We start from the raw sequence: 20,054 nt of genomic DNA, 5'->3' as shown, positions 1-20,054 counted from the left end.
GGGCTCTCAACGAGATGTCCCTGGAGAAGGCCGAGCGGGCCAAGATGCTGGAGTGCGTGCTCGGCATCGACGGCCGGGCGCGGTCGCGGGGGGGGGGCGCCGGGGGGGTCTGCGCGCCGCCCCCCCGGGCGCCCCCGCCGCCGGATCGGCGCCGTTGCCACTGTCGCGCGGAACCGGTGCCGCGGCAGGCGGACCTACGGCCGCGAGCGCGTGCCGGGCCTCGTCGACGCACCAGGTCCAGCCGTCCTCCGCGCCGGGAACGAGATCGTTGACGGTAGCGACCGGCACCCAGTGCCCGTCCGGCGTGCGCCACTCGACCATTCCCCACAGCGCGGGCGTCTGGCTGAACCCGGCCTCGACAAGTCGGCGCAGCCGCTCCGGATGTGGCCCGACCAGCGGTTGGGTCGTCCACTTGACCACGGCGGCCTCGCCGATGATCCAGGACTCGTTGGTCTGGTCGGCCGCGACCCGCCGCTCTGTCGGCTCGAACGGCCGGCTGACCCCACGGGTGATCCGGAAGCCGTCCGGAACGTCTCCGTCCGAGCGCAGCAGCGCGAGCAACGCGACTCCCGCGCCGGGACCGCTTGGCCGGGCCCGCCAGGCGCCGTCGACGAGCTCGACGACCAGCGGCAGCGTGGGGGAGCCGTCAGCCACGGGCCGCGACGTGATCCAGCCCGACCCGCTCGATGACGTCGGCGCCGGTGCGCAGCCCGTCCCGCCCCCGGATCGCCGCGCCGACGGCGTCCAGCTTCGTACGCAGCGCGGTGTCGGTGAACAGGCGGTCGACGGCCTCGGTCAGCTCGTCGTCGGCGAATCCGTAGGTCGACAGCCGGATGCCGTAGCCACGCTCGTGGACCCGCTGCGCATTGTCGTACTGGTCCCAGAACAGCGGGAGCAGGATCATCGGCTTGCCGAAGTGCATGCACTCGGTGGTCGTGTTGTTGCCGCCGTGAGTGATCACCAGGTCTACCTGCGGGATGATCGTCGTCTGGGGCAGCATCGCGGCGCCGACCATGTTCGGGCCGAGCTTCAGGTCGTCGGCGCGTGGGCCCAGGCTGACGATCACCTTGTGCCGGGTGGTGGCGAGAACGTCGATGAGCCGCTGCATCAGGCCGACGTCGGCGCTCCCCAGCGAACCGAGGGACAGGTACACCAGCGCCTCGTCGGGGCCTCGGGAAGCGAACCGCGCGGGCAGCTCGTAGGCGTCGTCGGTCTCGCGGACGCTCGAGTCGAGGCGGTGCCAGGTGGAGTCGAGCGGCCGGGCGTCCGTGTAGTCGAGCTCCGCCGGGTAGACGTACAGGTTCGCGTGTGTCGAGGTCTCGATGTAGTCCCGCTCCGCCAGCGGCCTCGCGCCCTGAGCCTGCACCCATTCGTTGAACTCGGCCCACATCGGCTGATGCGTCCGGTCGAACTCGGCGAGGAACGCGTCCCACTGTGACCGGTCGTCCGCGGCGTAGCCGGCGAAGGCGGGCGCGACGTCGGTGCCACGGACCTCCAGCGGGTTGCAGGACACGATCCGCACGAACGCGCCGGCGGCGGTGGTGAGCGCCGGAAACGCGATCACGTTGTCCTCGACCAGCACGTCCGGCCGATGCTCGGCGATGATCGCCTTGAGCTGCGCCTCGCAGTACCTGGCGCCGTCGATGAGCGCCTGGTAGGTGGGCGCGACGAAGGTCTCCAGCTGCTCGATCGTCGGCTTGCGGAACTCCGGCGCGGTCTCGTTGATGAAGTCGATCCAGAACTGCCCGGCGGCATCCTTGCCCAGGCCCTCACCGGGCGGCGCGAGCGCGCCCGGATCCGCGGCCGGCGGTGCGAGGTCGACGAGAGCCTCGACGAAGCCGAACGGCGCGAGCTTGCCCTCCCAGGACCGTTCGGCGGCGAAGACGACGGTGTGGCCCCGGTCGAGCAGGACCTTGCCCAGCCCGATGCACTGGTTGGTCGGGCCGTAGGCCGACTCAGGCACGAACAGCACGGTGAGGGGCATCGAACGTCCTTGCTAGCCGGGCGAACGGGGCACGACGTCGCTGTCGCGGGCGTCCGGACTGTAGCAAAACCGTGTTTCCGCCCAGGTCAGCTCACATCGGGCCGGAAGGCCGCTCCCGAGCCGGCTCTGTCCCGCGCGGGAGAGGGCTCGGCCGGAGTCTCGATCGCCAGTCGGCGGACTTCAGAGGCGGGGCTGACGGCCTCCGTCTCGTGGACGGCCTGAATCTCGTGGACGGCCTGCGCCTCGTGGACGGTCTCGGCAGGCACTGTCGGGGTCGACCGCCGTCGCCGGATCAGCCGGACCAGCGTGAACACCGTCGCGGCGAGGGCCAGCCAGCCGGCGCCGAGGGACCAGCCCGCGAGGACGTCGCTGGGCCAGTGCACGCCGAGGTACACCCGGGACAGACCGACCGCGGCCGCGAGCAGCACGGCCACGAGGCTCACGAGGGCCGTCGCCAGTCTTGTCGCCGGTAGCAGCCGCAACAGCAGCAGACCGGCCAGTCCGTAGGCGATCGTCGCAATGGTCGTGTGGCCGGACGGGAAGGAGTAGCCGTGCGCGCTGGTCAGCCAGCTGGTCGTAGGCGGCCGCGGCCGGGCGATCGCGTGGCTGATCGCCAGCCGGACTCCCTGGCCGGCGCCGAGCAGCGCGACCGAGCACAGCGGCAGCAGCCAGTTCCGGGTCCGCCACACCACCAGCGCGCCGAGCACGGCCACGACCCCGTAGGCGATCGGCCAGCTGCCCAGCGCGGTGATTCCGCGGGCGACCGGAGTCAGCCAGGGCCGCCGGTAGCCGATGACGTCGTCCAACAGCCGGGAGTCGGAGCTCGTGGCGCCGGTCGGGCCGTGGACGTTCTCGACGTCCTGGACGAGGCCGCCGAGCAGCCAGCCGCCGGCCACGAGCACCAGCACGGAGACGCTCAGCCAACGGTCGGGCAGCTTGCCGCCGTGGCGGGCGAGCCAGGACTGCACCCGCTGCGACCTGCGGGCGACCTGGTGAAGCAGGAGCAGCACGATCAACGCGAGCAGCCCGCCGGAGATCAGGCTCACCTGGTGCTCGGCCGCCTTGTAGCTGGCGCCCGCGACGTAGCCGATCAGGGCGGACATGGTGACCCAGGCGAGGCCGCCGACGATGTTGTAGGGCAGGAAGGTCCGGTACGGCAGCCGACTGGTGCCGGCGAGCCCGGGCACGAGCGCGCGCAGCGCCGCGGTGAACCGCCCGATCAGGACCGCCCAGCCGCCGCGACGGCGCAGCAGCGCCCGGCCCTGCTCGACATGCTCGGGCTTCACCAGCCGCTTGGGCAGTCGCGCGAGCACCCAGTCGCCGTAGCGGGCGCCGACCTCGTAGCCGATGCTGTCGCCGATCACCGCGCCCAGGGTCCCGACGACGATCACCAGCCACAGCGGCAGCTTGTGCGCGTGGGCCAGCACCCCGGCGACGATGATCGCGATCTCACCGGGGAACACGACACCGACGAAGATCGACGCTTCCGCCGCCGGCAGCGCGAACGCCACCAGCAGAACTAGCCACGGCGGAAGGTTGATCAGCCCGTCGACGATTCGGCTCACGCGGCTTGACCACCTCTCCCGTCCCGGCCTGTCCCGTCTCGGCCTGACCCGCGTTCAGCCTGCCACACGGGGACGACAGGTCTGTCTACTACAAACTACTACGTTGTCGGGCCGGCCCCGATCGCCCTCAAGTGTTGGTCGCGACACAGAAGCGGAGGATGTGTCTCCGGTTGTGCTAGCTTAACTGAGACAAGATCTTCCGCTTCTGTCGGTGGGATGTGCCATCGGCGGGAACGGGCGCTCCCGGTGATCTCGACCCGAGGATCAGGACATGACCGAGCTGTCTACCCAGTCGGCCCAGCCCGTAGCCCAGGAGCCAGGCCGCGCGTCCACCGCCAGGACCGCGCCCCCGAAGGACGACCACGCGAATCGCACACTGGTCGTCGTCGGCGTCGGCGCGCTCATGGTGTCGCTCTCGCAGTCGGTCCTGATCCCGGTGCTGCCGAGCCTGCCGACCACCCTGCACACGAGCGCGAGCACGGTGGAATGGCTGCTGACCTCGACGCTGCTGGTCGCCGCGGTCGCGGTGCCCGTGATGGGCCGGCTGGCCGACATGTTCGGCAAGCGCCTGCTGCTGCTGGTCGCGCTCGGGACGCTGGTGGTCGGCTCCGTCCTCGACGCCGTGACGAACAACATCCCGATAGTGATCGTCGGCCGGTGCTTCCAGGGCGTGTCGGTGGCGGCCGTTCCGCTCGGGATCAGCCTGCTGACCGTCCTGCTGCCCCGGGAACGGGTAGGCGCGGGGATCGCGACCATCAGCTCGATGCTGGGCGTCGGCGCCGCGGTCGGCCTGCCGCTGTCCGGGCTCGTGGCCCAGCATCTCGGGTATCACTCGCTGTTCTGGTTCATCGGTGCCGGCGGCCTGCTGACCTTCGTCGGGGTGCTCGGACTCGTGCCGGAGGCCCCGAACCGCAGTGGCGGCCGGGTCGACGTCCTCGGTGCGGTGCTGCTCGGCCTGGGCCTGATGGCGATCATGCTGCCGCTGGCCGAGACCGCCAGCTGGGGCTGGGGGTCGGCCCGGGTGATCGGACTGCTGGTGGCCGGCGCCGTGGTGCTGGTGGTGCTGGGCTGGGTCGAGATGCGGACCCGCGAGCCGCTCGTGGACATCGTCGCGCTGCGCCGCCGGCCGCTGGTGCTGACGAACGTCGCCTCGATGCTGTTCGGGTTCGCGCTGTTCGCCTCGCTGCTCGGCACCGCGTCCTATGTCCAGGCGCCGAGCGCGACCGGCTACGGCTTCGGCGCGTCGATGCTCGTCGGCGGACTGTGCGTGCTGCCCAGCGGCATCGGCATGCTGCTGCTCGCGCCGGTCTCGGCTCGGCTGGTCGCCTGGCGCGGCGCGGGGCAGACGCTCGCGCTCGGCGCGATCATTGTGGCGGCTGGCTGGGTGGTGCGAATCCTGGTGACCGGCGCGCTGTGGGAGATCATTGTCGGGACGACGGTGGTCGGCATCGGCACCGGGGTCGGCTACGCGGCCATGCCGTCACTGATCAACAACTTCACCCCGCCGGCGGAGATCGCGGCGGCGAACGGCCTGAACACCCTGTTCCGCGCGGTCGGCAGCTCGCTGGCCAGCGCCATCGGCGGCAGCATCCTCGCCGCACAGGTCATGCACCTCGGGCCCGCCGCGCTGCCCTCGCTGACCGGCTACCGCATCCTGTTCGGCATCTGCGCCTGCGCCGCCGTCCTCGCCGCGCTCGCTGCCCTCGCGGTCCCGAACCGCCGGGCGGAGGTCTGAGGTCTGAGCATCGACCCGGATCGGCGCGAACCCGGAAAAGCGGTCGACGGCGACCGGCGGCGTCTGGTCAGATCAAGACGTGCCGGCATCGGGTAGTACGGGAATGACCTTGGTGTTCGACGCGGATGACACGCTCTGGTCGAACAACGTCCGGTTCGAGCGGGTCATCCACGACTATCTCGACTGGCTCGCTCATCCGACGTTGGACCGGGACGCGCTGTACGCGCTGCTCCTGGACATCGAGGCGGCGAACACCGTCGCTCACGGCTACGGCACGAAGGTCTTCCTGCGCAGCCTGCACGAGCTGTTCGAGCGGCTCAGGGAACGTCCGGCCGACGAGCGGGAGCGCCAGGAGATCGCCGAGCTCGCCGCCGCGCTGGCGGACCACCGGGTGGAGCCGATGCCGGGAGTGGCCGACACGCTGCGCGAGCTGGGCGGCCGGCACCGGCTGGCGCTGCTCACCAAGGGCGCGGTCGACGAGCAGCAGGGCAAGATCGACGCCTCCGGCCTGGCCGGGTTCTTCGAGCTGGGTACCCACATCGTCCGGGAGAAGCACGTCGACGCCTACCGTGGGCTCGCCGAGCGGCTGGAGCTGGACCCGACCGGCACCTGGATGATCGGCAACTCGCCGAAGTCCGACATTCTGCCGGCGCGGGCAGCCGGCTGGCGTGCGGTGCACATCCCGGACGAGAACGGCTGGGCGCTGGAGCACGCCGACCTCGACCCCGAGGACTCGGGCGTGCTGCGTCTGCGTTCCTTTCAGGATCTGCTACGCCACTTCTGAGGTCCGTTCTGAGACCCCGCTCTGAGGTCCCGGCGTGGGCCTCGGGAATCCAGTAGGTGTGACCACGTCGAAAGTTGCTCTCGCGTGGGCATAACCGTGCGATGGACTGCCTTGCTCTCTACGGAAGCTCACCTCGAGGCGCGGCGGGGTGTGCGCCTGGGGGGACGACCAGTCGTGCCGAGTGCGTCCGACCTGGCCTGAGCCAGGCAACACCGGACACCTGACCGCAGGAGCCGGACATGGTCACTCAGCACCCGCCGCTGCCGGCGGCCACCCGCCGACGTCGCTTCCGCCTCGGGATCGCGCTGCTGGTCAGCTGCGTCGCTCTCGTCGCCTGGATCGCCGACCTGTCTGTCAGCCTGCCGATGCACTACGAGACCGAGGGCTGGCGGCTGGCCTGGACCGGTTACGACGTCGCGGAGCTGGGCGCGCTCGCGACGACGGCCTACTGCGCGCTGAGGGACCGCTGGGCCCTGATCCCCGCCTCCGTCGTCACCGCCACCCTTCTTCTTTGTGACGCCTGGTTCGACATGGCTCTTTCGTCCGGGACCGATGACTTCTTGATCAGCCTGGCGACCGCGCTGCTCGTCGAGATCCCGACGGCGACAGTGCTCCTCCTGGTCGCCTGGCGCCTCACCCGGCGGCTGCGGGACAAGGCGACCGATGCCGTTCAACCGGCCGCGGCGACCCTGGAAGTCGCGCTGCGTGACGCGGCGTTCGGGGCCGAGCTACGCGCGATCCTGGACGGGCCGAGTATCGCCACCCTGGCCATGATCGGCACCGATGGCGAGCCCCATTCGCGCGTGGTGGGGCTGCACCGCGAAGGCGACGCGCTGCTGCTGTCGATCGTGGCCCCGCGGCAGCCGTCCAGTGATCTGGCGAAGGACGCCCAGGTGAGCGTCTCGGTCTTCGATCTGACCAACCCGCGCACCGCCGTCGAGATTCGAGGGATCGCCCGCCTGCTCGCGGACGGCGAGCGACCCGGGCCCGTGGCACTCGTGCGCGAAGCCGAGCCCGCGCCGACGCCCACGCCGCTCGCGCGTACGTCGGAACCGTCGGAACTGCTGGATCCGGCGGATCCCGCCGGGATTCGCCTCGTCGCCAGACTTTCCCCACCGCCATCACCCGCCTGGCGTCCTGACCAGGCCCGGCCCCGCCCTGCCGGGCACATGATCGTGACTTCAGCCCCCGGGTGGTCGTGACTGACGCCGTTCCACAACCACCCGAGGGCCAAATCGGCGATCATGCCGATGGGTGCGCCTTGGCGGTCCTGGCCTTGTGGCTTCCACTGAGCGCTTGGTCAGCGCTTGCGGAAGTCCTGGCGGAGGGAATCGCCGTGCCGTTCGAAGGCGGCCCGCACCGGCATGCCGACCGCTACGTCCTCCGGCGCGCATCCGACGATGTTGCCCACCACCCGTAGATCTTCCTGCTCGGCGAGCTGAACCACGGCGATGACGTAGGGAACCGGCAACGTCGGGTGGAACGGGTGGTGATTGACGGTGAAGGTGAAGACCGTCCCGTCACCGCTCGCCGGCTCCGCGGCCAACTCGCCCCCGCATGCGGAACAGCGCGCTGCCTCCGGATAGGTCCAGCGCTGGCAGGCCAGGCAGCGCTGGACCAGCAGCCTGTCGCCCGCGTCGAGACGCGACGTCGTCATGGCACCCCCATGCTTCCTGGCTGCGCGAGCCGAACCGATGGGCACGGGCCCCCGCCTCTCCCGACCGTAAGCCCAGCAAGCTGCCGGGATTCGACGTGGTGCGTCTGGCCCCCGGCGCAGCCTGATCTGAGACGCCGACTTGCCTGCGCAGACGCCGATCATCCGGCTAGCTGCTGCGCCTTGATCGAGAAATGCGCAGGGATAAAGAGGACAAATTGGGGTGTCGAACGCCGTCTGGCCTGCGCAACGAGCGATCAGGCGTCCTTGATCACCGGCTGCGCAGGGGAACTGGTGGGCCGGTGGCCAGGTGGTGATCAGGCCGCCGTCGATGCCCACAAAGCGACGGGTGAACCGGGTCGCTTCCGGTGACCGAGGCGCGCTCTGGGTCATAGCGTCGGCCGTATGACGGGACTTCCGGAGCGGCGGGCCATCATCTCCGGCATCGGAATCTCCCGGATCGGCCGGCGCACCGGTATCCCGGGCCTCGACCTGACGGTGGAGGCGTCCCGGCAGGCGATCGCCGACGCGGGCCTGCGACCGGAGGACATCGACGGGGTCGCGACGCTGGGGGACACTCCGGTCAAGGCGGCCTGCGACGCCCTCGGGCTGGCGCCGAACTATCTGGGCGGCGGCATCGACACCGGCGGCCTGCTCTCCCCGGTCATGTCTGCCGTTGCCGCGGTCGATACCGGGCGGGCCCGGCACGTGCTTGTCTACCGGACGGTCCAGATGATCGGCGGCGCGGTCCTCCCCGACGGCGCGGCCCCGCATCTTGAGGGGGCCGGCCTGAGCCCCACCCCGGACGGCAACGGGTCGGGCCCCGTCTATCCGGCGCGTGACGGCCTTGCCGGCGGGATGGACGAGCTGATGGGCGCTCACGCCTACTCGGCCGCGAACTGGCTGGCGATGCACTGCCGCCGGCACATGCACCTGTACGGCACGACGAAGGAGCAGCTCGGCGCCCTGGCCGTCAACAGCCGGCGCAACGCCGGACTCAACCCGGCGGCCGTGTTCCAGACCCCGATCACGCTGGACGACTACCTGTCCGCCCGGCTCATCTCCGAGCCGTTCGGCCTGCTGGACTGCGACGTGCCCATCGACGGCTCGATCGCGCTGGTGGTGTCCGTAGCGGATCATGCGACCGCCTGCGAGCACCCCGTCCGGGTCGAGGCGATGGGCGGCTCGACCGGGCCCGGCGGCTGGTACCTGCGACCCGACTACCCCAGGATGGCGTCCTACGACGCCGCGGCCGAGCTGTGGTCGCGGACCGACCTGCGGCCCGCAGACGTCGACTTCGCCGAGGTCTACGACGGCTTCACGTTCCTCGCCCTGGCCTGGCTGGAGGCGTTCGGGTTCTGCGGCGAGGGCGAGGCCGGCCCGTTCGTCGCCGACCCCGGGCGGATCGCCCTGGAGGGCTCGTTCCCGATCAACACCTACGGCGGCCAGCTGTCCGCCGGCCGGATGCACGGCTACTGGATCGTCCACGAGGCCTGCCTGCAACTGCGCGGACAGGCGGGCGAACGCCAGCTCGACCGTCACCAGGTGGCCGCCGTCGGCGCCGGCGGTGGCCCCATCGCGGGCGCACTGCTCCTGAGAGCCGGCTAGCCCAGGTCAGCCGCCCAGGGACTCAGCCGCCCAGGGACTCGGCCGCCCGGGGACTCAGGCGCCCGGGGACATCGCCTGGGCGCTGAGCAGGTGAGCGGCGGCGCGGACCTGCGCGATCGCGACGCGCCAGGCGGCGTCCACGATCGAGCCGACCGCCTCCGGCGCTGGCCACAGCAGGCAGGACGGCGGCAGGCAGATCCGGTAGGCGAGCGTGCCGGACTTCTCGTGCGCGATCCACGCGCCGCAGGTCTGCGCGGGCGCGAGCGTGGAGATCGCGATCAGTGCTGCGGTCAGCTCGGCGTCGTCGGCCGGCCGGCCGGCACCGCTCGGCACTCCGGCGTCGTCGAACGTCCCGAGGCGGTCGAGCTGGCCCATCCGGCTGAGCTCGCCCAGCCGTTCGAGGTCGCCCGGACGCAGCAGCCCGGGATCCAGATGGGTGTCGAGGATCATCGTGCCGGCGCCGTAGAACGGGTGATCGCCCGGAGTGGGCGGCGCCAGCCGCGCGATGGTCGCCGGCGCCCGGCGGCCCAGCCCGACCTCGTCGTCGGCCGTGAACGAGAACTCGGGGTCGGCGCCGAGCCCGAACCCGGAGGCCTCGCCGTCGGCCGGGTCCAGCGAGCCGGTGACCGACGCCTCGGAACGGCCCGCCGGCTGGGTGTCGCCCTGCTCACCCGGCACCAGCGGCTCGGCCAGCACCAGGAAACCCGTGCCGTGACCGTCGTCGGCGATCTGGCCGTCGAACAGGAGCCGGCCGAGCGCGTCCCGGACGTGCGCGTCCCGGAACGCGTTGCCGAGGTGACCGGGCACGGTCAGCGGCTTCGCGCCGGGCCGGCCCGGGTCGGGCGGGACGCTGAGATCGGGCAGCCAGGTGCGACTGCCGGCGGCCAGCGCGGTCAGCAGCAGCGCGAGCGGGCCGCGCAGCCCGTCGAGCGGCGCGTCCAGCCGGGTGACCAGCCGGGGCCGGCTCGGCTCGCTGATCGGCTCGGCCAGCCGTGGCCAGCTCATCAGCTCCTCGTGCACCGGCGGGGTGACCGGCCGGGTCCACTCGACGACGACCGTCTCCGATCGGGCATCGTCGCCCAACGGGGTCGCGGCCGTGAGCGAGAGGCCGGCCGGGTAGTCGAGGACCGCGCGGAAGGCGCCGAACAGCGACGGCAGGCCCGCGGCCAGCTCGGCCACCGTGCGCGCGTCGGCCAGCGGCGCGACCGGCGAGTCCGCCAGGCTGACGAAGACGATCCACTGCTGGTAGCGGACCAGCCGGCCCAGCGCTCCGGCGATCTCGTCCGGGTGGTCGCCGAGCATGGTCTCCGGGAAGAACCAGGTGGTCAGGCAGGGGGCGTCGGTCGCGTCCAGGCCCCACCCGCCGACGACGGTGAGGTCGTCGGCAGCTGTGTCGGCCAGCAGGGCGCGGTTGCGGTCGTTGCACCAGGCGGCCCGTTCGTCGACGTCGCCCGGCAGGTAGTCCAGCACGGTGCGGACCCGGATGCCGAGGCCGAGGTCCTGATGGTCGGTGACGGTCAGCTCGGACCGGCAGCGCGCGGCCGGGCCGGACGGGTCGTAGGTCCTCGTCCACCACTCGGCGGTCAGCGTCCGGCCCGGCTCGTGGCCGGTGACCCGGTGCGGCGGTGCCATCAGCGAGGTCAGCGTGATCGGCAGCACGAGCGGGCGGACGACGTCGTCGCCGTTCATCGCCTCCTGGGCGCCCAGCCGGATGTCCGGCAGGGCGTCGAACAGGATGTCCCGGCTCGGGCGCGGGCCGTTCGCCGGGTGCGCGGAGCCCGCCGGGACGGCGCCGCGCGCCGGGCCGCCGAGGCCGACGAGCGCGGGCGCGGCCTCGTCGGCGCGGATCAGCTGGTCGACCGCGACGAGCCGCGCCCAGGACCGGTCCGGCGACCAGAGCGACGGCCCGAGGTGTACCCGGGCGACCGCCTCGACGGTCCCCGCCACCGGGTCGAGCACCAGGGCCGACCGTCCGTCGTCGGCGTTGCGCCGCGCGAGCAGCCGCAGCACGTCGGGGGACGCGGGAACCTTGCTGGCCACCTCGGTCGAGATGCGCAGCGAGCCGGCCCGGCGGTCGTCCGGCGCCGGGCGCGGGGTGACCCGCAGCCGCTGCCGGCCCTGGTACGGCCACCAGTCGAAGCCGGCCGAGCCCAGCACGGACCACTCGACATCGGGCCCGACCAGCGAGGCGTAGAGCGCGTCCAGCGCCAGGGCCGGCTCGTCGCAGGCGGTGGAGCTGGCGGCGAAGGCGAGGCCGGCCGGCCGGCGCGAGGCCGGGCCGATCGGGTAGCGGTCGGCCGGGGTGAGGTCCTCGCCGGTGAGCAGCACCCGGCGGGCCAGCATCGACGCGCCGGCCGCCGCCAGCAGCACCTCGCGCAGCAGCGTCACCGTCGTGCGGGTGCCCGCGGCCATGACCGCGTTCGGCAGGAAGACCGTCCAGGTCGGCGCGCCGCCGCGCAGCACCCAGGCACCGACGCCGTGCGCGGCCCCGGGGTCGCGGGCGTCCTGGATGTTGAGCGCCGTCAGCACCCCGGCGATGTCGTCGCTCGGCCGGACCGTGACCGGCGTGCGCATGGTGATCAGCAGGCCCTCGCCGGCCTCGGGACGCGGGTCCTGCCGGCTGGCCAGCACGACGCTGGTCAGCAGGCCGGCCGGCGCCGACTCCGGCGCGGTCACCACCTCGACCGGACGGTCCTCCGGCGTGAAGAACGGCCCCCAGCTGAACGGGACCTCGCACCGGAAGCCACGGCCGTCACCGGCGCCCCACACCGGGCCGCCGTCGCTCTCCTGGTCGTAGCGCAGCCCGTCGAACGCGGCCAGCAGCCCGCGCCAGAGCGGGGTGTTGTCCGCCTCGGCTCCGGCGTGCAGCAGGTCGTGGTAGCGGGTGACGCGGTGCCGGCCCGGGCGGGCCTCCCCGTCGGAGTCGCGGGCGACGAACGGCACGCCGGCGACCTCGTCGTGCAGCCCGTCGCCGAGCGCGGCTACCGCGGTCGCGATCTGGTCGCCGACCGCCGCCACGGCCAGCCGGGCCAGCGCCGCGCCGCCGGGCGCCGTGTCGTCCGCCTCGTCGTCGGAGTCCTCGTCGGGGTCGTCGTCCTCGTCCTCATCGTCGTCGTCCTGCTCGAGCCGGCCGACGACGAAGGAGCACGACAGGTACAGCGCGTCCGGGGCGAGGTCGGCGGCCTCGTCCAGAAAGGCTTCCAACGCCAGCCGGTCAGACAGGTCGAGGCCATCCGGCTGGGCCGGCGCCACGGGCTCCCGGCCCGCCTCGGCGCTGGTGCCTGTCTCGGCTACCGCTTCTGTCCCGGCTTCGGGGTTTGCCTCAGCTACCGGGCTTGCCTCGGCCTCGGTTCCCGTCCCGGCTTCGGGGCTTGGTTCGGCCTCGGGGCTTGCCTCGGCTACTGGGCTTGTCCTGGCCTTGGTGGCCGGCGGCTCGGAGTCGGCCGGCTCGATCCGTGCCGTCGGTTCGGTCGGGTCGTCGACCAGGCTGGAGCGATCGCCCGGCTCGTCGTCCTCGTCGTCCTCGTCGGCATCCGGGTCGGGGCGGTCGGGGATGGCCGGCCAGGGGCCGGCGATCCAGCGGTTCAGGGTGATCTCGGCGTTCAGCCGCTGGCACAGGGCCCGCGCCCGAGCCGGGTCACCGATCGTCGAGACGGGCGTGGTGACCCGCAGCACGGCGACGGCGGACGCCCCGTCGGGCACCGGGAGCAGCTCCAGCAGCGTCCCGAGCTCGCTGTGGCGCCAGAGCAGACCGGTGCCGTCCGGGCCAGGCCCGATCCATTCCTCCTCGGCGCCCAGCTGGCTGAGTAGATGGGTCCGTAGGTCGGCGGCGAGCGGAAGGCCGGTGTTGAACGCGACCGCGTCACTCACCGTTGCCGCCGTGGGAGGCGGGAAGATCATGCGGGTCCGGCGTGGCGCCCCCGGCCGCCGGGTCGGCCTTGCGCGGCGCCGGCGGACCACCGGCCGCCGGACCGCCCGCCGTCGTGCCGTTCGCGGTCGCGCCGCCGTCCTCCGTCGGCGTCGCGGCGGTGAGCTCCCGCGCCCGCGCGATCGCCGCGGTCTCCGACTCCTCGGCCGCGAGTGCCCGGACCGCGTCCGCCACGAGGATCTCGTGCGCGTCGCTGACCGGACCGGGCCCGTCGGTCGCGGCGCGCGCCTCGTCGGTCGCCGGCAGCCGGTCGGTGTCCACTGTCCGGGTGTCGGTCGCGGCGTGCGCGGCTCTCGCCGCCTCGGCGGTGGCCTCGGCGCGGCGGGCCGCGGCCGCCGGGTTGGGCAGCGGCTTGGTCAGGCGCGAGCTACGCCAGCCGAACTCGCGCGGCGCGACCAGCTCGTCGCACGGCACCACGGACAAGGCCGTCGGAGTCCACTCGACGACGGCGTCCTGCTCGAACTCGGCGCCCAGCGCGCGCGCCCGTGCCCTGGTCAGGCCGGCGACGGCGATGCTCGTCTGCGCCTGGCGGCCGCCGCCGACCGCGGGCCACGAGGGCAGGCCGGTCGTCGCGACCCGGCCCGCGAGCGCGCGCTGCCGGTTGGCGTTCTCGTGCGGGCGCAGCCGGCGGGAGCGCGGGTTGAACGCGGTGAGCACGTGCACCCGCTCCACGCCGGGGAAAGGGAACTCCCCGCCGGCGGTGCCGGCGGGCGCTGAGCGCACGACCACGGTGGTGTCCTCGACGCCGATCTTGACCTCGGCGCTCGGGTAGTCGTCAAGCCGGCTTTCGAGATCCGTGGCGGCGCGCAGCCTGGTGAATGCGTCGTCCAGCCGGGCCACCTCGGGCCGGCGGTGGTCCGGGTCGGAGGCCAGCAGTTCCTGACGCCGGGAGAGGTAGGAACGGCAGATCGCCGCGACGGAGGTCTCCGGCTGGGCCCCGAGCAGGGCCAGCAGGTCAGCGCGGGTGGGGTTCGGGCGCTTGGACACGTCAACCTCCGGGGGCCTCGGTGGACCCCCGCGACCGTGCCCGGTTCGGGAGATCCGCGTTACCGCTACCAGTTGTCACCGGCGGCGATCAGGTCGTTCCTGGGGCACCTTGCGCGAAGGTTGCCGGACGGCGAGCCAGGCCTTGACGCAGTCCTCTTGACCACGAGCCAGGTTAGAACCTCCGTATACGTCTCGCAAGATTCAGCCGTCGGTGCCGAGGTCGTTACTGAATGCGTGACAATGCTACCGGCGGGAACCGACGATTCTGGCGTCGTCGCCGGACTCGCTCCCGGCAACCTGCGCCTGACGGACGGCAGCCGCCCGGTAGATCGACGTGTCCTGCCGGTTCGCGCTGCGTCGGCAGGTGAGCGGCTCGACCAGTCGGGTCGGTGTCAGGCCGTCGCCGAGGCGGGCGGAGTCGGCGAGGCCGGCCCGGTCGGGGGAGGCGTGGTCGGCGGTGGGGACGGCGAGGTCGGCGGTGAGGTCGGCGAGTCGGCAGCCTTCGCGACCACGAGCGTGACGTTGCTCCCGCGGCCGATCATGGCGCCCGGGGTGGTCGACTGCGTCAGCACGGTGCCGGGCGCGGCGCTGCTCGACTGCTGCGTCACCGTGACGGTCAGGCCGTAGGAGGTCAGCAGCCGCTCGGCATCGGCGCGCTGGCGGCCCCGCGCGTCGGGCATCGCGACCTGCGCGCTGACCACGGTGATCGTCACCTCGGCATGCACTGGCACCTTCGAGCCGGGTGCGGGGTCGACGGTTTCCACCAGCCCAGCGGTGATGGTCGACGGCCCCGGGTCCTGCCTGACCGTGGCGACCAGCCCGGCCTGTGTCAGGGCGGTCTCGGCCTCGGCCTGGGTTTTGCCGGCGACGTCGGGAACGGCGGTCTGGCCCGGGCCGGTGGACACCGTCAGCGTCACGGTCGCGTTCTTGGCCGTCGTCGTATTGGCGGTCGGGTCGGTGGCGGTGACCGTGCCGGCCGGTTCCGAGGCGGCGACGGAGGAGATCGCGATGTCGGTGAAACCAGCCCGGTGCAGGGCGTCCTGCGCGTCGTTCGTCGTCATCCCGACCACGTTGGGCACGGTGGCCAGCGACTTCGTGCCGACCGGCGCGACAACCAGGATCGTGACGCTGGACCCAGGCGGAACCTCGACGCCAGCAGCGGGGAAGATCGCCGCCACGTGGCCGGGGCTGACGTTCGCCGGGCCGCTGATCGAACGCACGACGACGGTCAGGCCCGCGTCCTGCAGGTTGGACCGCGCGGCGCTGTCGGTCAGCCCGACGACCTGGGGGATCTTGACGGAATCCATGCCGGCCGAGACGACCAGCGTCACCGTGTCGGCCGCCTCGATCTCGATGCCCTCGCCCGGCTGGACGCTGAGGACGGTGCCCTTCGGCTTGAGGTCGGCCTTCATCTCGAACTGCAGGTGAGCGAAGCCGGCCGCGTGCAACCGGGCCTCTGCCTCCTTGATGGAGAGGCCCACCAGCTGGTCCGGGATGGTCAGCTGTGCGGCCAGAGTGGCGTTGGCCGACCGGCCCGAACTGTCCAGCGCCGCGGCGGCCGCCACCCCGACGGCCGCCAGTGCCACGATCACGCTGAACGCGCTGATCACGGTTGTCCACGGGATCCGGCCGCCCGGCGCGAAACCGGGGAACCACCGGGCGAGCGCCGCCAGCGGACCGCGCCTGCGGGGCGGTGGCCAGGTCGACCGGCCTGAGTCGTCGAGACCGTTCAGCGAGAGGGTTTCCATGGTTCGGCCCGGGCCGCGTGGCGAGTCGCCGCCCAACATGACCGTCCGCTGGCTGATCCGGTTGACGCCGCCGGAGCCGTAGTCGAAGTCGGTGTAATCGAGGTCGTCGGGGTCCAGACCGGAGGCTGGGTCGAGATCGGTGTAGTCCAGGTCGCGGAAGCTCTGGGCGTCGGAGTCGTCCGAGTCCTCGCCGACGGAGCCCAGCCGGGCCAGGTAGCCGATCGTGAGCTCGTTGCCGTCCTCGCCCCAGATGCTCAGGTCACCGAAGGTGAAGTCGTCCTTCAGACCGGAAACTGGGATCGGACCGCTGCCAACCGTCGGCGGGTCCTCGTCCTCGTCGGCGAGGTCCGCGCCGGTCGAGTCGCTCGCGGCGCTGCCGGCCACGGATCCCTGGGACTGGTCGGTCGCGGCGGAGCCCTGCAGCCCGGCGCCGGAGCCGTCACCCAGTGAGTCGTCACCCAGTGAGTCGTCCTCGGCCGCGGCGGCGTCCGGCGACGCGGCTGCCGCGCCGGCCCGCGCGGTGCTGGCCGCACCGGTGCCGGCCTGTTCCGCGTCGGCCGTCGGAGCTGTGCCGGCCTGTGAGGCGACGGTCAGCGCCACACCCGCGGCCGGGGAGCCCGTACCGGCGCCGGACGGGTCAGACGGATCGGAGCTGGCCGCGTCCGTGCCGTCGGCCGCTGGTGCCCCGGTAGCGGCCCGCTCCGCGACGGCCCGGCTCCCGGCGTCGACGGCCGCCTCGGCGCTGGCCACCGCCTCACCGGCGGCCACGGCGCTCACCGCCGGAGTGCCTTCCCCGAGGCCGCCGCCGGACCCGTCGGCGGGCGCCGCGGGGTCGGCCGCGTCGCTACCCACCGCGTCGCTACCCACCGCGTCGGCGCCGGCCGCGTTCGTGCCCGCCGAGCCGGCGGCCGGCGCGGCACCGCTCGGTTCGCCGCCGTTCGCGGCCTTGTCCGTCGGCGCGAAAGCGCCGCTCTCGGCGGCCACCGGCTCGCTGGCCGGGGGAGTGACCCAGATTGGCGTCGTGGCCCGGATCGTGCTCAGTGCCTGGAGCCGGCCGACGATCTCCGCCGCGGTCGGGCGCTCGGCCGGGTCCCGCCGCATGGCGGCCCGCACGACCTCGGCCAGCTCCTCGTCGAGCCCGTCGAGGTCCGGGTCCGAGTTGACGATCCGGTACAGCACCGCTGGCACCGCTCCGCCGCCGAACGGGCGCCGCCCGGTCGCCGCGAAGATGATCAGGCCACCCCAGGAGAAGATGTCGGCGGCCGACGTCACCCGCTGGCCGCGAGCCTGTTCCGGGGCCATGAACGCGGGAGTGCCGACGACCAGGTCGCGGGTCACCGTGACGCTGTCCGGCGCCCACGCCACCCCGAAGTCGATCACGCGCGGGCCGAACTGCGAGAGCAGGACGTTCGACGGCTTGAGGTCGCGGTGCACCAGGCCGGCCGCGTGGATCACGGTGAGCGCCGAGGCGACGCTGACGGCGACCCGCTCCACGTCGGCCGATCCGAGTGGCCCGCGCCGCGACACCGTCTGGGACAGCGGCGGCCCGTCGACGAACTCGGTCACCAGGTAGGGCGCGCCGTCCGGGGGGTCGACGGCGTCGAGCACCTCGGCGGTGCAGTAGCGGGCGACCCGGCGGGCGACCTCGGCCTCGCGCCGGAACCGGGCCCGGTACTCGGGGTCGTCGGCCAGCTCGGCGCGCACGATCTTGACGGCGACCCGCCGGCCGGACGGGGATCGGCCCAGGTAGACGGTGCCCATGCCGCCCTCGCCGAGGCGGCGCAGCAGCTGATAGCCGTCGAGCTCGCGCGGGTCGGACGGGCGCAACGGGCTGCCTGGCAGCTGCGGCGCCCGCGCCGGTGGGCGCGCCAACGCACGCGACGCGCCTCCGCGTGAGTCCACGTCCCCCCCGTTGACCAGAGATTTGTCGGACGGCCGCGCGTCCCACTGTGAGGACGCCCCAGGCGACAGTTTGGTTGTCTTCTGTCGTATACCTGACACGTCCGACAACCCCTGACACCGACTCGCCGGGAGGCCCTCGCCGGCCACGCTGCGTGTCCGGCGAGGAGCGTGATCCGCCGCCGGGGTTGTCCGGAGCCGGCCGCGGGTCAGGTCGGTTGGATCATGTCCCAGCGGTTGCCGGCGAGGTCGAGGAAGACCACGACCCGGCCGTATGGCTCATCCCGGGGCTCGCCGACGAAGGTGACGTTCGCGGCCCGCATGCGCTGATAGCTCGCCTCGAAGTCGTCGACGTGCAGGAAGAAGCCGACCCGACCGGCCGCCTGGTGACCGACCGCGTCGGACTGCGCCGGTCCGTCGGCCCGCGCGAGCAGGATCGAGGTCTCGGCGCCCGGAGGGCGGACCACCACCCAGCGCTTGGGCCGCCCGTCGTTGGTCGTCGCCGGCGAATCCTCGATCAGCTCGAAGCCGAGCACCTCGGTGAAGAAGACGATCGCGGGGTCGTACTCGTCGACGAGCACCATCACCTGGGCGAGCTTCACCGCACGACCCTAGCCAAAAGGCCGCGTGCGGCGCGCGGGTCAGGGAGCGCCGGTGGCCTGCGCGGCGAAGTCGAAGACCAGCCGGTCGGGCTTGGCCAGCTCGGTCACCCGGTAGCCGGCGACGCCCGAGAGGCCGATGCCGAAGTGGACGTAGCCCTCGAAGTCGCCGGCCAGCGCGATCTGCCGGATGGCCGGCAGGCCGCCGCCGTCGATCGGGCTCGTCACGGTCGGCTGGCCGGCCGCGTCGTGCGCCGCAGCCGGGGTCAGCACGATCTGGAAGAACGCCTGCCCGGAGAGCGCCATCGCGGTGCCCTGGCCTGGCTTGAGCACCTGGTTGACGTACTGCGCGGTGTAGCCCGGCAGCCCGCCGGTGAACTCGAACACCACGCGGTCGAAGCTGAGCCCGCCCGCGATGTCGTGCCCGGCGGTCACGTTGACCAGCTCGGGCGGAGGCGTCGTCGACCGGACCTTGGACGTCGGCCCGCTGGGCCAGGCGGGCGCGCTCGGCGCCTGCGCCTCACTGGGGCTCGGCTGTGGTGCGGCGACCTGGCTGGACGTCGCCGTCGGGGCGCCGCTTGAGGTGGCCGGTGTCGAGGGCGCGGCCGAGCCGCCGCTGGAGCAGCCGGCGAGGACGCCGGCGACGAGCGCCAGCACGGGCAGAACGGCGCGGGCGCTCGGCCGTCGGGCCGCCCGGACCCGCGTCGCCGGCGCGGGGGGAGGTGCGGTCGCAGGCACGGAGGCGAGCGTGCGGGTCCGTGAGCTGGTTGACGGCATGACGGCCTCCGACCTGATGCCCGGTCCGCCGGACCGGCGGCTCCCGGGAGCGCTGAGGGTACGCCCGCGGCGGCGCCCGTACGGCGGGAATGTCCTCATGCTGACGGCCTCGGCGCCGGCGGGCCAGGCCCGGACGGCCCGTCCTCGCCCGCCCTTGCGGACCTGGGATTCGCTCATGGCGCCGCGGCCACCGCGATGACCCGGGTACCAGCCGCGGCGGTCGCCCCGGTCGTGATGGCGTCGCCGAAGGCCTGCGCGCCCCCGGCGGCGTCGAGGAGCCAGTAGCCGCGGCCGCTGGGGGTGGCCGCGATGCCGACGACGGAGCTCGACCCGGACGCCGAGCCGTAGCCGCCGGCGCCGCCGTGTGCGCTGACGACGCCGGCGGCGGTGACCGTCCAGTAGCCGGCCCCGGTCGGTGACGCGGCGATACCGACGGACCGCTGCGGGCCGGTCGCCGGGCCGGTGGGCTGCGCGCCGGGGGCGATCGCCTCGGCGTCCCCGAACGGATAGACACCGCCGGCGGCGTCGAGGAGCCAGTAGCCGCCGCCGGTCGGGGTGGCCGCGATGCTGACGATCGGGGCCCCGGGCGCGGTGAGTAGCGACCCGTAGCCGGTCAGGGTGCCGTGCGGGACGACGGTGCCGGTGGCGGTGACGGTCCAGTACCCGCCACCGGTCGGCCCGGCGGCGGCCGCCACGACCGTGCCGCCGCCGGCCGCCGCCGGCACCGCGGGCGCGTCGCCACCCGGTCGCCCCGCCCCCGCCGCGGCGCCCAGGCACTATCCGCGG

13 protein-coding genes, 1 pseudogene and 1 riboswitch are annotated in these 20,054 nt (G+C 73.3%); of the genes and pseudogenes, 5 read left to right on the top strand and 9 right to left on the bottom strand.

From position 1 onward, the window contains the following. Positions 1 to 122, top strand: a pseudogene (gene ppnK / locus I6A60_RS44310) (NAD(+) kinase); the annotation flags it as partial. Between the two features lie 524 nt (positions 123 to 646). Here the strand turns inward: ppnK and I6A60_RS36505 are convergent. Together I6A60_RS36505 and I6A60_RS36500 are read right to left on the bottom strand one after the other, a co-directional pair. Further along, positions 647 to 1,984, bottom strand: coding sequence for a nucleotide disphospho-sugar-binding domain-containing protein (locus I6A60_RS36505; RefSeq protein WP_203022557.1), 1,338 nt, complete (start codon positions 1,982 to 1,984; stop codon positions 647 to 649). Positions 1,985 to 2,070: 86 nt separating this feature from the next. Continuing rightward, entirely contained in the window at positions 2,071 to 3,549 is a 1,479-nt protein-coding gene (locus I6A60_RS36500) for a bifunctional DedA family/phosphatase PAP2 family protein (protein WP_203022556.1), read from the bottom strand. Positions 3,550 to 3,820: 271 nt separating this feature from the next. Between I6A60_RS36500 and I6A60_RS36495 the strand changes: the two genes are divergently transcribed. From I6A60_RS36495 to I6A60_RS36485, 3 genes are all read left to right on the top strand, one after another. After that, entirely contained in the window at positions 3,821 to 5,284 is a 1,464-nt protein-coding gene (locus I6A60_RS36495; RefSeq protein ID WP_203022555.1) for an MFS transporter, read from the top strand. A gap of 103 nt (positions 5,285 to 5,387) precedes the next feature. Beyond that, a complete protein-coding gene (locus tag I6A60_RS36490) occupies positions 5,388 to 6,068 on the top strand; it encodes an HAD family hydrolase (RefSeq protein WP_238436989.1) in 681 nt (226 codons plus the stop codon). A 239-nt stretch (positions 6,069 to 6,307) separates the two neighbouring features. After that, positions 6,308 to 7,270, top strand: a complete 963-nt coding sequence (locus I6A60_RS36485; protein ID WP_203022553.1) for a pyridoxamine 5'-phosphate oxidase family protein — start codon at positions 6,308 to 6,310, stop codon at positions 7,268 to 7,270. A gap of 98 nt (positions 7,271 to 7,368) precedes the next feature. Here the strand turns inward: I6A60_RS36485 and I6A60_RS36480 are convergent, their stop codons facing one another. Then, positions 7,369 to 7,725 (bottom strand): Zn-ribbon domain-containing OB-fold protein, encoded by a 357-nt coding sequence (locus I6A60_RS36480; protein WP_203022552.1) that lies wholly within the window; start codon positions 7,723 to 7,725, stop codon positions 7,369 to 7,371. Between the two features lie 402 nt (positions 7,726 to 8,127). Between I6A60_RS36480 and I6A60_RS36475 the strand changes: the two genes are divergently transcribed. After that, positions 8,128 to 9,330 (top strand): thiolase family protein, encoded by a 1,203-nt coding sequence (locus I6A60_RS36475; protein ID WP_203022551.1) that lies wholly within the window; start codon positions 8,128 to 8,130, stop codon positions 9,328 to 9,330. 54 nt (positions 9,331 to 9,384) lie between these two features. Here the strand turns inward: I6A60_RS36475 and I6A60_RS36470 are convergent, their stop codons facing one another. The 6 genes from I6A60_RS36470 to I6A60_RS36445 form a co-directional block, all read right to left on the bottom strand. After that, entirely contained in the window at positions 9,385 to 13,200 is a 3,816-nt protein-coding gene (locus I6A60_RS36470; protein WP_203022550.1) for a hypothetical protein, read from the bottom strand. Then, entirely contained in the window at positions 13,193 to 14,245 is a 1,053-nt protein-coding gene (locus I6A60_RS36465) for a DUF3293 domain-containing protein (protein ID WP_203022549.1), read from the bottom strand. Before I6A60_RS36465 ends, I6A60_RS36470 begins: the two co-directional genes overlap by 8 nt. A 51-nt stretch (positions 14,246 to 14,296) precedes the next feature. Further along, a riboswitch (SAM riboswitch) is annotated at positions 14,297 to 14,407 on the bottom strand. 230 nt (positions 14,408 to 14,637) lie between these two features. Continuing rightward, on the bottom strand, positions 14,638 to 17,895 hold the full coding sequence (locus I6A60_RS36460; RefSeq protein WP_374487552.1) for a serine/threonine protein kinase: 3,258 nt from the start codon (positions 17,893 to 17,895) through the stop codon (positions 14,638 to 14,640). 206 nt (positions 17,896 to 18,101) lie between these two features. Further along, positions 18,102 to 18,494, bottom strand: a complete 393-nt coding sequence (locus tag I6A60_RS36455) for a VOC family protein (RefSeq protein WP_203017108.1) — start codon at positions 18,492 to 18,494, stop codon at positions 18,102 to 18,104. A gap of 39 nt (positions 18,495 to 18,533) precedes the next feature. Continuing rightward, a complete protein-coding gene (locus I6A60_RS36450) occupies positions 18,534 to 19,229 on the bottom strand; it encodes a hypothetical protein (protein WP_307874048.1) in 696 nt (231 codons plus the stop codon). Between the two features lie 212 nt (positions 19,230 to 19,441). Continuing rightward, positions 19,442 to 19,993 carry a hypothetical protein gene (locus I6A60_RS36445; protein ID WP_203055819.1) on the bottom strand — a complete coding sequence of 184 codons (552 nt, stop codon included), beginning with the start codon at positions 19,991 to 19,993 and terminating at the stop codon, positions 19,442 to 19,444. Positions 19,994 to 20,054: the final 61 nt, after the last annotated feature.

Source organism: Frankia sp. AgB1.9 (assembly GCF_016786355.1).
GTDB lineage: Bacteria > Actinomycetota > Actinomycetes > Frankiales > Frankiaceae > Pseudofrankia.
Note: the sequence above shows the minus strand (reverse complement) of the source record. Positions and strands in the feature narration are given on the sequence as shown.